Raw genomic sequence first — 14,841 nt, forward strand, 5'->3', positions numbered from 1 at the left:
AGCGGTTCGGAACTTGAACCCCGGAACTTCTCCCTCCCCATATGAAGTCCGGGGCTTTTTTTGCCTGCGATTTACTCAGCAGGCAATTCAGCGCCTTTGTCTGCCAGTTCCATCCAGCCCGCCAACACAGTGTAGGCCTCTTCCAGGCCCATGCGTTTCGGGGCGGAGAACAGCTGGATCGTTACCTGATCGCCCCAACCCTTACGGATTTCCGACTGCACCTTGAGCAGCGTGTTCTTGGCTGCGCCGTAGGTCAGTTTGTCGGCCTTGGTCAGCAGGATGTGCATCGGCATGCCGGCGGCAACGGCCCAATCGAGCATCAGCAGGTCGAAGTCGGTCATTGGATGACGGATGTCCATCATCAGAATCAAACCCTTCAAACTCTCGCGGCCACCGAGGTAAGCCTCGAGGTGACGCTGCCAGTGCTGCTTCAGCGGGATCGGTACTTTTGCATAACCGTAGCCCGGGAGGTCGACCAGACGCCGTTCATCGTCTAGCTTGAAGAAGTTCAACAGCTGTGTGCGACCCGGGGTTTTCGAGGTGCGCGCCAGGCTGGCGTGAGTCAGAGTGTTCAACGCACTGGATTTACCGGCGTTGGAACGACCGGCGAACGCCACTTCGAAGCCTTCGTCGTCGGGGCACTGATCGACTTTGGCGGCACTGAGCATGAACGTGGACTGTTGGCACAGGCCGAGGATGGGATTCTTGAGTTGCATGGGATTTCCGATGTGGGCGGCGCCGGGATTGGGCGCGGAACGCGGTGTCGCTTCCGTTTCAGTGACGCCAGTATATAATGCCGCAGATTTTGTGTGTGCTTTGTCCCAGCGAAGGATGAAGTTCACGAGAGCGACAGACCTTGATTGCGCATTAGAACGCAGAACGCTCTCAACCCTGAAAAGGTCGTTTTATGACGAAATGGCTGCTGGCTGCCGGAGTCTTGATGCCGCTTTACAGCGCACAGGCTACACAGGATCCGGAAGCCGTGTACAACCGTGTTTGTGGAGCCTGTCATTCCGGCCAACTACCCATGGCGCCCAGAAGAGGCGATCAGGAAGCTTGGACGCCGAGGTTGGCGAAAGGTATGGAGACGCTGGTGCAACACGTGACCCAGGGTTTCAAGGCGATGCCGCCGCGTGGTTTGTGCATGGACTGCAGTGCCGAGGATTACCAGGCCCTCATCCTCTGGATGAGCGAGAGTAAGCCCGGTCCATAACTCTTAACCCTTAGCCGTAGTTGGATTAGCTGATGAACAAACTGATCGTGAGTCTGCTGTTGACCGTGGGAATCTCAGGCTTCGCCCATGCTGCCGGTGATGCAGCCGCAGGCCAGGCAAAAGCCGCCGTATGCGGCGCCTGCCATGGCCCGGATGGCAACAGCATGGCGCCAAACTTTCCAAAGCTGGCCGGACAGGGTGAACGCTACCTGACCAAGCAATTGCACGACATCAAGTCGGGCAAGCGCACCGTTCTGGAAATGACCGGCCTGCTGACCAACCTGAGCGATCAGGACCTGGCCGATATCGCCGCCTACTTCGCCAGCCAGAAAGGCAGCGTCGGCGCCGCCGATCCGAAGATCGTCGCTCGCGGTGAAGCCCTGTTCCGTGGCGGCAACCTCGAGAAAGGCCTGCCAGCCTGCACCGGTTGCCACTCGCCGAACGGTGCCGGCAACGCAGCCGCCGGCTTCCCGCACCTGGGTGGCCAACACGCTCAGTACATCGCCAAGCAACTGACCGATTTCCGCAAGGAAGAAGCCGGCCGCAACAACGACGGCGACGCGATGACCATGCGTACCATCGCCCGCAAGCTGAGCGACGAAGACATCGCGGCAGTCTCCAGCTACATTCAGGGTCTGCACTAAGACATGCGATTCGAGCGGTGCGTGCAATGGCCAACGCCTGCCACGTTAACGCTCGATTAATCCGTCGCAGGAAGTATAAAAAGGGTGGCTTTGGCCGCCCTTTTTTGTGGCCGCTGCCGTTACACTACAGAACTCATGCCCGCCAGGATCTGTCTGAAAACAGGTCGCGCGAGGCGACCAAAATTGTCCAGGAGTAAAGCATGCGTAATCTGATCATCAGCGCCGCCCTCGTCGCTGCCAGCCTGTTCGGCGTCACCGCCCAGGCCGCCGAAGCCCCTGCTGCCCCTTACGTCGAGCTGAGCAACCCGGTACCGGTCGCCGTGCCTGGCAAGATCGAAGTGGTCGAGCTGTTCTGGTATGGCTGCCCGCACTGCTACGCGTTCGAGCCGGTGATCAATCCGTGGGTTGAAAAACTGCCGTCCGACGTCAACTTCGTGCGCATTCCTGCGATGTTCGGTGGCCCGTGGGACGCTCACGGCCAGATGTTCCTGACTCTGGAAGCCATGGGCGTCGAGCACAATGTGCACGCGGCCGTATTCAACGCGATCCAGAAAGAACACAAGAAGCTGACCGACAAGAACGACATGGCCGACTTCCTCGCCACTCAAGGCGTGGACAAGGACAAGTTCCTGGCCACCTTCGACTCGTTCGCCATCAAGGGTCAGATCGTGAAAGCCCGCGAGCTGGCCAAGAAGTATGAAATTTCCGGCGTTCCAACCATGATCGTCAATGGCAAGTATCGTTTTGACATCGGCTCTGCCGGCGGGGCCGAACAGGCGTTGAAACTGGCTGACCAACTGGTGGCCAAAGAGCGAGCGGCCAACAAGGCAGCCGCCAACTAAGCGCAGCAATCGCCATGCGCCGCTGGGGAGCCGAACGCGTCGTTGGCCTGCATGAACCGCAGGTCAACGAGCATCACCTGGAATCGACGGGCCTGCCCGCAGACAGCCGTCTGCGCCTACTCAGTTTCAATATTCAGGTCGGTATCAGCACCGAGCGCTATCGGCACTACCTGACCCGCAGCTGGCAGCATCTGCTGCCGCACCCCGGGCGCTCCAGCAATCTGCAAAAGATCGGCAATCTGCTCGGCGACTTCGATCTGGTCGCCCTGCAGGAAGCCGATGGCGGCAGCCTGCGTTCAGGCTACGTCAATCAGGTCGAACACCTGGCCCAGCTCGGCGCCTTCCCCTACTGGTATCAACAACTCAATCGCAATCTTGGCCGACTGGCCCAGCACAGCAATGGCGTGCTCAGTCGCCTGCGGCCGTGGGCGATCGAAGACCACCCTTTACCGGGTCCGAAGGGGCGCGGGGCGATTCTGGTGCGCTTCGGCGAAGGCCCGGAGGCACTGGTGGTGGTGATGATGCACCTGGCGCTCGGCGCCCGAGTTCGCAGCATGCAACTGGCCTATATCCGCGAGCTGATCGGCGGCTACAAGCATCAGGTGCTGATGGGCGACATGAACACCCACGCCAGCGATCTGCTGCAACACTCGCCATTGCGCGACCTCGGCCTGCTGGCCCCGCAACTCGAAGCGACATTCCCCAGCTGGCGCCCCCAACGCTGCCTGGACCATATTCTGATCAGCCCGACCCTGACCCTGGAAAAGGTCGAAGTGCTGGCGCAACCGATTTCCGATCACCTGCCGGTCGCGGTAGAGATTCGTCTGCCGGGTTCGCTCACGGCCGATGCATTGCCCGCGTTGAGCACTGCCCTTCGCGGAACCCCTGAATGAGCGACGAAGCCCAGCGCTGGAAAGAGAAATACCTCAAAAGCATCGAACAACAGGAAAAGCTCGAACGTCGATGGGACGCCCGGCTCGATCTGCTGCGCCGCGGCCTGGTGCGCAGCACCCTGGCGGCGGAAGGCACCGACCGCGTGGTCGATCAATGCATGAAAGAGATGCGCGACGTGGTGCGCACCGATGACATGGACGCCGGCCTCGCCGCCCTGCTCCCTCGCCTGGAAAAAGCCGTGCTCGATTCCGAGCAACGCCGGGAAACCCGGATCGAACAGGTCAGCACCGCACTGACTGCGCTGGTTACTCAATTGCAATCCCTGCCGCTGCCCCGAGAAGTGGCCCAGCCGCTGAAGAAGTTCGCCAAGCAGCTGGACGGCCGGGTGAGTCAGGCAAGGGAAATGCCGCTGCTGCTCAGCGAACTCAGCGGCCTGCAGGGCAAGGCCTTGAGTCAGCTGGCGACGCCGGCGGAACCGGGGCGTCCCGGGTTGTTGCAGCGCCTGTTCGGCAGCCGCGACAGCGAGGAAACCCCTGCTCAAGTGGCCCAGGCTCCTGCGGTGACCCCGTCAGTGCAGCCAGAGCAACCACCCGTCACACATGAAGCTGTGCCAGCGCCGCAAGCGCCTGTTACAAGCGCTGAACAGGTCGCCACTGCGCCCGTCAGCCCAGCGCTGATCGCCGCCCCCATGGCCGAACCATCTAAAGCTCCAGAGCCAATCCCAGAAGACTTTGCAGAGCCGGAGGTGGTCGCATTTGAGCCGGCCAGAATCCTCACCGAAGAGCCCAGCGCTCCCGGCGAACCAGAACCCGTCGAGCCGGAATCAAAGCTGCAACCCTTCACGCCTCCTCCGGTTTTCGCGCCGGCAGTGCCCACGGCCATCAACCCCGACGAGTTGATCCTACCCGGCGATACCCCTCCGCCCGTGATCCTCGACAGCCTGCCCCTGCCCGAACCCATCGCCCAGGCATTGGCCGCCATCGATCCGGAACAATCCGAGCATGACATTCTCTATGCCCTGCCGGACTCGCCAGAGCCGTCCTACAGCTCGGTCGCCCGACACATTGAAGACACGCTGATTGGCTTGCTGGATGACCTGACCCTGCCGGAGCGCCACCGCCCGCAAGCCGAGGCGATGCGCGACCGCCTGAAAAATGGCCTTAACTGGTACGAACTGCTACCGATCCTCGACGATCTTGCGACATTGATGCTGGCCATCACAGACAGCGGCCAGCACGAGTTCGAAGCCTATCTGCAGCAACTCAATGAACGCCTCGAAGCATTCCAGAGCAACTTGCAGGCTGCCAGCGAAGGACACGCCGACAACAGCTCCGCCGCGAGAGCAATGGACACGCAGATCCGCGAACAGGTCGACGGCTTGCAGACCAGCGTCCAGGAGGCGGCGGATCTGGATGATCTCAAGCAAGTGCTGGAAAACCACCTCGAGGGCCTGCTCGGCACCATGGATCAGCACCAGAAGCAGCGCGACGCTCGGGAACAGGAAGTCGCCGGACGCCTGAAAAGCCTGGCCGAGCGTGTCGCGCACATGGAACAGGAAGCGTTGGGCTATCGCGAACACCTTGAAGAACAACGCCAGAAAGCCCTGATCGATCCGCTTACCGGCCTGCCCAACCGCGCCGCCTGGACCGAACGACTCGAACAGGAAATCGCCCAGTGGCAGCAACACGGCAATACTCTGAGCCTGGCCATGCTCGACCTCGATCACTTCAAACGGATCAACGATAACTACGGGCACCTGGCAGGCGACAAGGTGTTGAAGATCATCGCCACGGTCCTGCGCAAGCGTATGCGTGGCAACGACTTCATCGCCCGTTTCGGCGGTGAAGAGTTTGTCCTTCTGCTTCCCGCCACCTCCCCGGCGGTCGGGGCCAAACTTCTGGAAACCCTGCGCGCTGCCATCGAGGCCTGCCCGTTTCACTTCAAGGGCGAGCGCGTCACGATCACCGTTTCCATGGGTCTGGCGACGTTCCGGGCGGGAGAACACAGCGATTTGGTGCTTAAAAGAGCCGATCAGGCGCTTTATCGGGCGAAAAACGCAGGACGAAACCGGGTGGAGCTGGGCTGAGGCAATTGTTCCATATTGTTTAAAACAGCCCTTTAAGCGTCGAAGCGCAAGGCGATACGTTACACTGTTGCATTATCGTCTTGCGTGTACTGCCCTCTGCCATGAAATTTTTCACCCTGCTCGCGTCGCTGCTCTTACTGGCCGGTTGTGCCAGCGGCCCGCGTTTCGACACCAGCCATCCTTCGATCAATCACGACAGTCGCGTGCAGTTTGTGATCGTGCACTACACCTCTGCCTCGCTGGAGCGCTCACTGCAATTGCTGACCCATGGTGAGGTGAGCAGCCATTACCTGATCGGCGACGACAAGAACGCCACCATCTATAAGCTGATGGACGAAAACCTGCGTGCCTGGCATGCCGGCGAAAGCGAATGGCAAGGTCGTACCTGGCTCAACTCCAGCTCGATCGGCATCGAAATCGTCAATCCGGGTTTCAAGGACACTCCGACCGGTCGCCTCTGGTATCCCTACAGCGAAGCCCAGGTGCAATCGCTGATCGTTCTGCTCAAGGACATCAGCAAACGCCAGGGCATCAGCCCGCGTCACATCATCGGCCATAGCGACATCGCCCCGCTGCGCAAGCTCGATCCGGGGCCACTGTTCCCCTGGAAACGCCTGGCAGCCGAAGGACTGGGGCTCTGGCCCGACGAGCAAGCGGTGGCACGTCAGCAGGCGCAATTCAACGCCGAACTGCCGAGCATCACCTGGTTCCAGAGCCAACTGGCGCGCCTGGGCTACTCGACGCCGCAGACCGGCGAGCTGGATGTGGCAACCCGCCATGTGCTCGCAGCGTTCCAGATGCACTACCGCCCTGCGCGCTTTGACGGCACGCCGGATGCGCAAACGGCAGCGTTGCTGCTGGTGTTGAATCAGACAAAATAATGACGCCCGCCCGACGGTCCGGGCGAATTCGCAATCAGCAGCTATAACTCATTGGTAATTCTTCGGATATCCATGATGGTTGCTACCCGAGAGACGCTGCGTAGCTGGTTTTATCGCCCCTGGTTTCTGGCGATGATCGCGGCTGTCCTCAGTGCGAGCCTGCTGATCACCGGTGGGCTGTTCGTGGCCATGCGCCAGGTCGAACAAAGCGAAAGCCAGGAAATGAACGCTCAGGGCGAGCGGTTCCTGGCGCGCCTTGAGCAACTGTTCGGCCAGTTGCGCGAAAGCCTCGACGACCTCGAAGCCCAGCCCTTGCGCAGTTGCGACGACGAAATGATCGCCACGTTGCAGCAAGTGACGTTCAACTATCGCTTCGTCTACGAAGCCGCTTACATGGACGCCACGCGGATCTGCTCCAACCGTCCACGCCAGGAAGGCCTGTCGGTCATTCGCCCGCCGGACATCAAAGGCCCGACCTACAGCTACTGGCTGAACACCACCACCGAACCCGATGAAAACCGCGCTGCCCTGATGCTCGGGCGCGGCAACTTTCGCGTGGCCACCTCACGCGGGCATCTGACCGACATGGTTGATCTGTCGCCCGGCAGCAGTCTGCTGGTGGTGCTGGATCATGGAACCCGAGCGATTCCGGTACTTGGCGTGCCACAGGCCTGGCCACCCACCGAGCCCTGGCCGCCGAAAACCCCGAATGCGCTGCAAGTTACCCAGTCGCACCTGATCTATCGCATGCCCACCGACAACCCGGAATACCAACTGGTGCTGATCAGCCCACGCACGGGCATGCACATTCCGGAGCTCTGGTGGTGGATGGTGCCGTTCTGCCTCGTGCTTGGGGCGTTTGTCGGCGTTCTGGTGTTCTGGATCGTCCGCCAGCGCCAATCGCTGGATGCCGAGCTGCACGGCGCAATCCGCCGGGGCGAGTTGCAGGTGCTTTATCAACCAATCTTCGATCTCGACAGTCGCAACTGCGTCGGCGCCGAAGCCTTGCTGCGCTGGCGCCGGCCGGACGGCACGCTGACCAGCCCCGACCTGTTCATCCCGATGGCCGAGAACACCGGGCAGATTCGCCAGATGACCGACTTCGTCCTGCAACGCTTGCTCGAGCAGCTCGGCCAGTTGCTGCGGGCCAATCCGCAGCTGTACATCTCGGTGAACCTGGCTGCCTGCGACGTGATGGTGCCGCGCATCGGCCAGGTCATGGCGCGGCTGTTGACCCTGCACCGGGTTGCCGCGCGGCAAATTGCTTTCGAGGTGACTGAACGCGGCCTGATCGATGTGGTAGTGGCCCGGGAGAATCTGCAGGCGCTGCGGGATGTCGGACACCAGGTGCTGATCGACGATTTCGGCACCGGTTATTGCAGCCTGGCGTACCTGCAAACCTTGCCGGTGGACTGCCTGAAGATCGACAAGGCATTCATCGACGCACTCGGCCATGACGCCGCCAGCAGCGGTGTCGCGCCGCACATCATTCACATGGCTCAGGCGCTGGATCTCAAGGTGATTGCCGAAGGGATCGAATTCGAGTCACAAGCGGCGCTACTGAGCAGCGAAGGGGTGAAGTTCGGTCAAGGCTGGCTGTTCGCTCATGCCCTGAGCGCCGTGCAATTCATTGAGCTGATCACCCGTGGACGGCGGCTCGCCGGACGCCGGCTCGACGACGAGGCCTAGACCGCCAGCGCCATGTAGAACTGCGTACCCTGCCCCGGCCGCGAGTAAACGCCCATCCGCCCACCGTGCAGCTGGACGATCTCCTTGCACAGCGCCAGGCCAAGCCCGGCCCCGCCCTTTTTCCTGCCGACCTGGACGAAGGGTTCGAAAATCCGCCCTTGCTGACCGTAGGCAATCCCTTCGCCGTTGTCTTCGACGCTGATGATCACCCGCTCGCCATGGCGACGGGCCTGCAAGCGGATCAGCCCGTCGCGCGCCGTGTGGCGCAAGGCGTTGTCGATCAGGTTGTCGAGGACTCGATCGAGCTGCGCCTGATCCGCCTGCAAGCGTGGCAGCGGGCCCTGCGCTTCGACATTCAGGGCAACGCCCTTCTGCGCTGCTGAATCGGCGAAACGCAAACGCGCCCGCTCCAGCAGTTCCTCGATGGAGCAAGGCGCCAACGTGAGTTTTTGCAAACCACTCTGATAGCGCGAGAAGTTCAGCAGATCGTTGATCAGCTGCATCAGGCGCTGCATTTCCTCATTAACCGTGTCGAGCAGGTCGGACTCCCGAGACTCCTCAGGAAACTTGGCCCGTTCGCGAAACAGCCCGAACGCCATGTGCATGCCCGTGACCGGTGTGCGCAATTCGTGAGACGCACGCAGGACAAACTCGCTGCGTACCCGCTCGAAGGCGCGTTGCTCGGTGACGTCATGCAAGACCATCACAGCACCGAGGATATGTCCCTGGGTATGACTGACGGGCGTCAGGCTGTAGGTCAGCAGGCGCGATTCGCCATCAACCTCGATGCTCAAATCTTCCGGTGCCCGTTCAAGGGTGCCGCCGCGCAGTACCAATTGCAGTTGTGCATCCAGCTCGGGTCGCTGAAGCGCCGTGCCGAGGCCCTCGCCGAAGCGATCGCTGTCCCAGCCCAGCTGCCGCTGGGCCACCGGGTTCAAGTGTTCCAGTCGACCCTGACGGTCGATCATCAACAAACCGTCATCGATGCTGTCGAGTACCGCTTGCAGACGCTGCTGGCCGGCAAGCAATTCGTCGACGTTGGTCGCCTGATGTTCGCGCAGGGCTTCGGCCATGAGCCCGAAGCGCCGGGTCAGCAGGTTGATCTCCATCGCCGAGGACACTGGCAGTGTCACTTCGAAATTGCCTTGGCCGATATTGTCCGCCGCCTTGGCCAGCGCTTCGATCGGCGCACCAAAACGCCGAGCAATGCCCTGGGCGGTAACGAAGCCAATGATCAGCACTGCCAGCCCCACCAGTCCCAACAGGCCGGCGATCAGCAACGCGCGGTCGCGAGCGGCGTGCTGGACCGAATTGATGTTGTTCAGCGCGTGTTTGTGTTCGGTGATCAACCCGTTGCGCAGGGTGTTGAACCGTTCACGCAAATCACCCCCACCACTCAGGGCGGCGGCCGGGTCTCGGGTGATGTCGAACGCCTCGAGAAAGCTCAGGTAATCGGCTTTGGCCTGACTGAAACCATACTGACGGTCATCGTCTTTCTGTTCCTGAGCGATGCCTTCATCGAGCAACTGGAAGTAATGCTGCTTGGACGCTTCGAACGCCACGGGATCGGGCTTTTCGGCGAGCATCATGATCAGTTGATCGCCGAGTGTCTGGCGCAGCTTGAGCCCCAGATCCAGGGTGACAAAGTTGTTGCGGATCAGCGCCTCCTGAGTGCCGGCCATCTGCATCACACTGACCAGCCCGAGCATCAGCCCGAGCAAGGCCACGGTGATCAGCGCGGAAATGCTCAGGAACAAGCGAGTCCGCAACTTCATCGCCAGTTTCATCGGCGGATGCTCACAGGTTGTACTGCTTGCGCTTGCGATACAGGGTCGAGGCGTCGATCCCCAGAGTCTTGGCAGCCTGATCGAGGGTCCCGGCGGTCGCCAGTACTGCGCCGATGTGAGCCTTTTCCAGCTCGTCGAGGCTCAGCGCGGCGCCGACCCGTGGCGCGTTGTTGGCCGGTTGCTCGGCCATGCCGAGGTGGCTGATTTCCACCCGTTCCTGCGGGCAAATGATGCTCGCGCGCTCGACCACGTTGCGCAGCTCACGGATGTTGCCGGGCCAACGGTAGCCCAGCAGTGCTTCGCGAGCCTCGTCGCTGAAGCCCCGTGCCGGACGCGCATACTCCTTCACGAAACGGGCGAGGAAACGGTCGGCCAGGGTCAGGATGTCTTCGGCCCGCTCACGCAGCGGCGGCAGATGCAGGGTGATGACGTTCAGGCGATAGAGCAGGTCTTCGCGGAAACGTCCGTCGCGCACCATGTCCTCAAGGTTAAGGTTGGTGGCGGCAAGGATGCGCACATCGGCGCGGCGGGTGACCGGATCCCCTACCCGCTCATATTCCTTGTCCTGAATGAAACGCAGCAACTTGGGTTGCAATGTCAGGGGAAAATCGCCGATCTCGTCAAGAAACAGCGTACCTCCATCGGCTTGGTTGACGCGACCCAGGGTGCTTTCGCTAGCCCCGGTGAAGGCGCCACGACTGTGACCGAACAGCTCGCTTTCCATCAGTTCGGCGGTCAGCGACGGGCAATTGATGGTGACGCAGGATTTCTTCTCGCGCTTGCTCCAGCCGTGAATGGCTCGGGCCAGTTCACCTTTACCCGTGCCCGACTCACCCAGGATCAGGATGTTGGCGTCGGTGCCCGCCACTTGCCGCGCTGTTTCCAGTACGACTTTCATCGCCGGGCTGTGGGAATCGAGGCCGTCCTTGGGTTTGCGGATCTCGCCTTCGAGGGCTTCCAGACGCGCCGACAGCTGGCGCACTTCAAGCTGCTTGGCTGTTGCAAGGCGCAATTGATCCGGGCTGCACGGTTTGACCAGATAATCGGCAGCGCCGGCCTGAATCGCGTCTACCGCAGTATCGACGGCCGAATGCGCGGTGACGATCACCACCCGCATCCACGGCGCCTGAATGCGCATCTGCGCCAATACATCCAGGCCGTTGTCTTCACCCAGGCGCAAATCAAGGAAGCACAGGTCGAACACCTGGCGTTGCAGCAGCGCGTCAGCCTGAGCCGCGCTGTTGGCGGTGGCGACGGTATAACCTTCGTCTTCGAGGCAATAACGAAAGGTTCGCAGGATGGCGGATTCATCGTCCACCAGCAGAATGCGGCCTTGGTGCTCAGTGGCTGATTCCATTTTTCCTACGCTCCATAAGTGAATGTCTTGGGTTAGTCCCGGAAAAATCGGGCAAGTTGCATGGTTGATTCTGATCGATTCCAGTCATAGCAGGGTAGCTCTCTCCTGCCCTAACGGCTAATCAACTGATTTCATTGGTTTTTTAAACATCGCACAGTTTCAGGTCGGTTTCCTGCCTACTTTTCTGACATCCGTACCCTGTCCTCAATTCAAAAATAATGATTTCTCCTACGAAATAATCGTGCATTACGCACGACCCTATGCGGACCATCGTGCAGGATGCGTCGTCAGGAATTTTCATACCGTTTGTAACTAGCTGATTTTATTGGTTTTTTCCAAACAAAAAAGCTGGCACGCAGGCTGCAATATCTCTTTCAGCCCGGGCAGATATGCACTGCCCCAATCGAACAAGAGTGAGGAACCCAGGATGACTCGCCCACGTGCCGCCCAAATGCGTATCTCGCCACTGCACTTGCAGCAGGCCCTGTTTGGCGCACTTGCGCTGCTGATCACTTTGATCGCCTGCCAGCAATATCTGCGCTGGGAGCAGAGCCAGCAGACTGAGCCCCTGATTTCCATGCAACACGCGACGCAGACGCACTTCAGCGCCGTCAGCAACAGCCAGGCCGACAACGGCGCGATGCGCATGATGGACGTCGACCAGCCACAGCCAATGGGCGACATGCCCCGTGAAGAACGCTGGGTTTTCTGATCAACGAATCTGGGCGCCGCTGCGCCGAGACCGGCAACATCCCTAAATAGAAGCAAGGAGAATCACCATGTTGAGCTGGGCAATCACATTCCTGATCATTGCCATCATCGCCGCAGTACTGGGCTTCGGTGGTATCGCGGGCACCGCCACGGGTATCGCCAAGATTCTCTTTGTCGTGTTCCTGGTGATGTTCATCGCTTCCTTCTTCTTTGGCCGTCGCGGTCGAGGTTGAACATGAAGGGTTTAAAGACATTGGCAGCCGCCCTGCTTCTGGGCGGTAGTGCCTTGGCGATTGCGGCCAATGACGGCCAGACGCGGGTCAACGAACTGTTGAGTTCAGACCCGCAATACAGGGAAACCTGGGAAGGCGTGGTGAAGAAGGAAGAACGCCTGCCGGAATGGGTGATGAACCTGTCCGGCACGCCTGACCAGCAGATGAATGCCGTGACCGAAGATGGCGACAAGTATCTGGTCGGCCCGCTCTGCGAATCCGCAGACAAGTGCATGAACCATCGCTTGATCGTCGCCTTCAGCTTCGACAAGAAAGACGCTTACGCCATGCTTGTGGATGTGCCCGAAGGATTGCCGGCCGACAAGTCGCCCACGCGACATGCCACTTACCGCTTCCTCGGCAAACCCGATCAGGGCATGCAGGATCTTCTGATGGAAACGCTGAAGAAAGATCCGAACTGGTATTGAACACGAGGACAGCCGAAAGGCTGTCCTCCATTGCGTCGGCCCGAGGAAGGCCGGCGCATGACCAGGGGGCCGGGATGTTCTGACTGTTGCAGGGTCGGAGTGACCTACGGGTACAGGGAGTGCCTGCGATGAGGGCCAGGTCAGGGTAAAAGCTGCGACGCAAGTTCGCCAGCCGAAGCGGTTTGACGGACTTGCGCTGAGCTTTCAACGTGACAAAACGTTGATCCAGAGCGTTCTGCTCTTCATTTTTATCGCCCACACTGCGTGCGAAAGCATTTCGCGGTGTTTCCTGGCGACCGTATATCGAGAAAGAGTCGATCCACCAAGTCGGACATTTAGTTTCCGAACGTAGGCTTTTTCCTAAATTTTTCGTCGAAATCACTCGTTCAAAAAATAACCAACCTACGCTGTAATGGCCGGTTCACGGCACTTATGCCTGCCGAAATGTCGTATTCGAACCGGTTGGGACGCCAGTTTCATTTAAAAAAGCTCATGCCGATTCGGCATAGGGTAGGCGTTTACGGCATTAGACGGCGCAACCTTGCATCGGAATAGTTGCGCCTTTTTTCGCCTGCCGGAGAGCCGTAAACACGCGCTTCGGGGCACCTTATACGGAGGCAGATGCACAGACTTTTCCGCTGATGAGCGTTCCAGTTCCTGCATGTGCCTGAGTCAAACGCAAGTAAGGGTAAAGATAATGAAGAAGGCAAAGCTTAGCCTCGCCTGGCAGATCCTCATCGGTCTGGTATTGGGAATTGCAATCGGTGCGTTGCTCAACCACTTCAGTGCCGAAAAGGCCTGGTGGATCAGCAATGTCCTGCAACCGGCAGGCGATATCTTTATCCGTCTGATCAAAATGATCGTGATCCCGATCGTTATCTCTTCCCTGATCGTCGGCATCGCCGGCGTGGGCGACGCCAAGAAGCTCGGGCGCATCGGCCTGAAGACCATCATCTACTTCGAAATCGTCACCACCATCGCCATCGTTGTCGGCCTGCTGCTGGCCAACCTGTTCCACCCGGGTGCCGGCATCGACATGAGCACCCTGGGCACTGTGGACATCTCCAAGTACCAGGCGACCGCCGCCGAAGTGCAGCATGAACACGCGTTCATCGAGACCATCCTCAACCTGATCCCGTCGAACATCTTCGCGGCCATGGCCCGCGGCGAGATGCTGCCGATCATCTTCTTTTCCGTACTGTTCGGTCTCGGTCTGTCGAGCCTGCAGTCTGACCTGCGCGAGCCGCTGGTGAAGATGTTCCAGGGCGTCTCGGAAAGCATGTTCAAAGTCACCCACATGATCATGAACTACGCCCCGATCGGCGTATTCGCCCTGATCGCGGTGACCGTGGCCAACTTCGGTTTCGCCTCGCTGCTGCCGCTGGCCAAGCTGGTGATCCTGGTTTACGTCGCCATCGCTTTCTTCGCCTTCGTGATTCTGGGCCTGATCGCCAAGATGTTCGGTTTCTCGGTGATCAAGCTGATGCGCATCTTCAAGGATGAGCTGGTGCTGGCTTACTCCACCGCTTCCTCGGAAACCGTGCTGCCACGGGTGATCGAGAAGATGGAAGCCTACGGCGCACCGAAAGCCATCTGCAGCTTCGTAGTACCGACCGGCTACTCGTTCAACCTCGACGGCTCGACCCTGTACCAGTCCATCGCGGCGATCTTCATCGCTCAGCTGTACGGCATCGACCTGTCCATCAGCCAGCAACTGCTGCTGGTCCTGACCCTGATGGTTACCTCCAAAGGTATCGCCGGCGTACCGGGCGTGTCCTTCGTGGTATTGCTGGCCACTCTGGGCAGCGTCGGCATTCCACTGGAAGGCCTGGCGTTCATCGCCGGTGTCGACCGTGTGATGGACATGGCGCGTACCGCCCTGAACGTGATCGGCAACGCCCTCGCCGTACTGGTCATCGCCCGTTGGGAAGGCATGTACGACGACGCCAAGGGCCAGCGCTACTGGAACTCGCTGCCGCACTGGCGCAGCAAGGAAAAACTGCCGGCCGGTGAAATCTCCAAAAACTGATGCAACAC

At 60.0% G+C, this 14,841-nt stretch carries 14 protein-coding genes; 11 read left to right on the top strand and 3 right to left on the bottom strand.

Annotated features, from left to right (window positions below):
• Positions 1-71: 71 nt before the first annotated feature.
• Positions 72-716 carry a ribosome biogenesis GTP-binding protein YihA/YsxC gene (gene yihA, locus CAF77_RS00180; RefSeq protein ID WP_011331778.1) on the bottom strand — a complete coding sequence of 215 codons (645 nt, stop codon included), beginning with the start codon at positions 714-716 and terminating at the stop codon, positions 72-74.
• A 191-nt stretch (positions 717-907) separates the two neighbouring features.
• Between yihA and CAF77_RS00185 the strand changes: the two genes are divergently transcribed.
• The 7 genes from CAF77_RS00185 (at position 908) to CAF77_RS00215 (ending at position 8,249) form a co-directional block, all read left to right on the top strand.
• Complete coding sequence (locus CAF77_RS00185) at positions 908-1,213, top strand: cytochrome c5 family protein (protein ID WP_045121721.1); 306 nt, start codon at positions 908-910, stop codon at positions 1,211-1,213.
• A 32-nt stretch (positions 1,214-1,245) separates the two neighbouring features.
• Complete coding sequence (locus CAF77_RS00190) at positions 1,246-1,857, top strand: cytochrome c (RefSeq protein ID WP_039764863.1); 612 nt, start codon at positions 1,246-1,248, stop codon at positions 1,855-1,857.
• A gap of 200 nt (positions 1,858-2,057) precedes the next feature.
• Positions 2,058-2,699 carry a thiol:disulfide interchange protein DsbA/DsbL gene (locus CAF77_RS00195; protein ID WP_039764866.1) on the top strand — a complete coding sequence of 214 codons (642 nt, stop codon included), beginning with the start codon at positions 2,058-2,060 and terminating at the stop codon, positions 2,697-2,699.
• A 14-nt stretch (positions 2,700-2,713) separates the two neighbouring features.
• Positions 2,714-3,592 carry an endonuclease/exonuclease/phosphatase family protein gene (locus tag CAF77_RS00200; protein WP_064379577.1) on the top strand — a complete coding sequence of 293 codons (879 nt, stop codon included), beginning with the start codon at positions 2,714-2,716 and terminating at the stop codon, positions 3,590-3,592.
• A complete protein-coding gene (locus tag CAF77_RS00205; protein WP_085653903.1) occupies positions 3,589-5,679 on the top strand; it encodes a diguanylate cyclase in 2,091 nt (696 codons plus the stop codon). The genes CAF77_RS00200 and CAF77_RS00205 overlap by 4 nt, the downstream gene beginning before the upstream one ends.
• Positions 5,680-5,780: 101 nt before the next feature.
• Positions 5,781-6,560 carry an N-acetylmuramoyl-L-alanine amidase gene (locus tag CAF77_RS00210; RefSeq protein ID WP_064379581.1) on the top strand — a complete coding sequence of 260 codons (780 nt, stop codon included), beginning with the start codon at positions 5,781-5,783 and terminating at the stop codon, positions 6,558-6,560.
• A 72-nt stretch (positions 6,561-6,632) separates the two neighbouring features.
• On the top strand, positions 6,633-8,249 hold the full coding sequence (locus tag CAF77_RS00215; protein WP_011331772.1) for an EAL domain-containing protein: 1,617 nt from the start codon (positions 6,633-6,635) through the stop codon (positions 8,247-8,249).
• Here CAF77_RS00215 and CAF77_RS00220 read toward each other — a convergent pair.
• Together CAF77_RS00220 and algB are read right to left on the bottom strand one after the other, a co-directional pair.
• Positions 8,246-10,036 (bottom strand): KinB sensor domain-containing domain, encoded by a 1,791-nt coding sequence (locus tag CAF77_RS00220; RefSeq protein ID WP_064379583.1) that lies wholly within the window; start codon positions 10,034-10,036, stop codon positions 8,246-8,248. The genes CAF77_RS00215 and CAF77_RS00220 overlap by 4 nt on opposite strands.
• Before the next feature lie 10 nt (positions 10,037-10,046).
• Positions 10,047-11,393, bottom strand: a complete 1,347-nt coding sequence (gene algB, locus CAF77_RS00225) for a sigma-54-dependent response regulator transcription factor AlgB (protein WP_007954049.1) — start codon at positions 11,391-11,393, stop codon at positions 10,047-10,049.
• 427 nt (positions 11,394-11,820) lie between these two features.
• On the opposite strand from algB, the gene CAF77_RS00230 reads away from it, so the two are divergent.
• From CAF77_RS00230 to gltP, 4 genes are all read left to right on the top strand, one after another.
• Positions 11,821-12,105 carry a hypothetical protein gene (locus CAF77_RS00230; protein ID WP_064379584.1) on the top strand — a complete coding sequence of 95 codons (285 nt, stop codon included), beginning with the start codon at positions 11,821-11,823 and terminating at the stop codon, positions 12,103-12,105.
• Positions 12,106-12,172: 67 nt separating this feature from the next.
• Positions 12,173-12,337: a DUF1328 domain-containing protein gene (locus CAF77_RS00235; RefSeq protein ID WP_003177151.1), complete on the top strand. Its 165-nt coding sequence runs from the start codon at positions 12,173-12,175 to the stop codon at positions 12,335-12,337.
• A 2-nt stretch (positions 12,338-12,339) separates the two neighbouring features.
• Complete coding sequence (locus CAF77_RS00240) at positions 12,340-12,804, top strand: inhibitor of vertebrate lysozyme family protein (protein WP_064379586.1); 465 nt, start codon at positions 12,340-12,342, stop codon at positions 12,802-12,804.
• Positions 12,805-13,501: 697 nt separating this feature from the next.
• On the top strand, positions 13,502-14,833 hold the full coding sequence (gene gltP / locus CAF77_RS00250) for a glutamate/aspartate:proton symporter GltP (RefSeq protein ID WP_064379587.1): 1,332 nt from the start codon (positions 13,502-13,504) through the stop codon (positions 14,831-14,833).
• Positions 14,834-14,841 lie beyond the last annotated feature (8 nt).

The organism is Pseudomonas sp. R15(2017) (genome assembly GCF_002112685.1).
Taxonomy (GTDB): domain Bacteria; phylum Pseudomonadota; class Gammaproteobacteria; order Pseudomonadales; family Pseudomonadaceae; genus Aquipseudomonas; species Aquipseudomonas glycinae.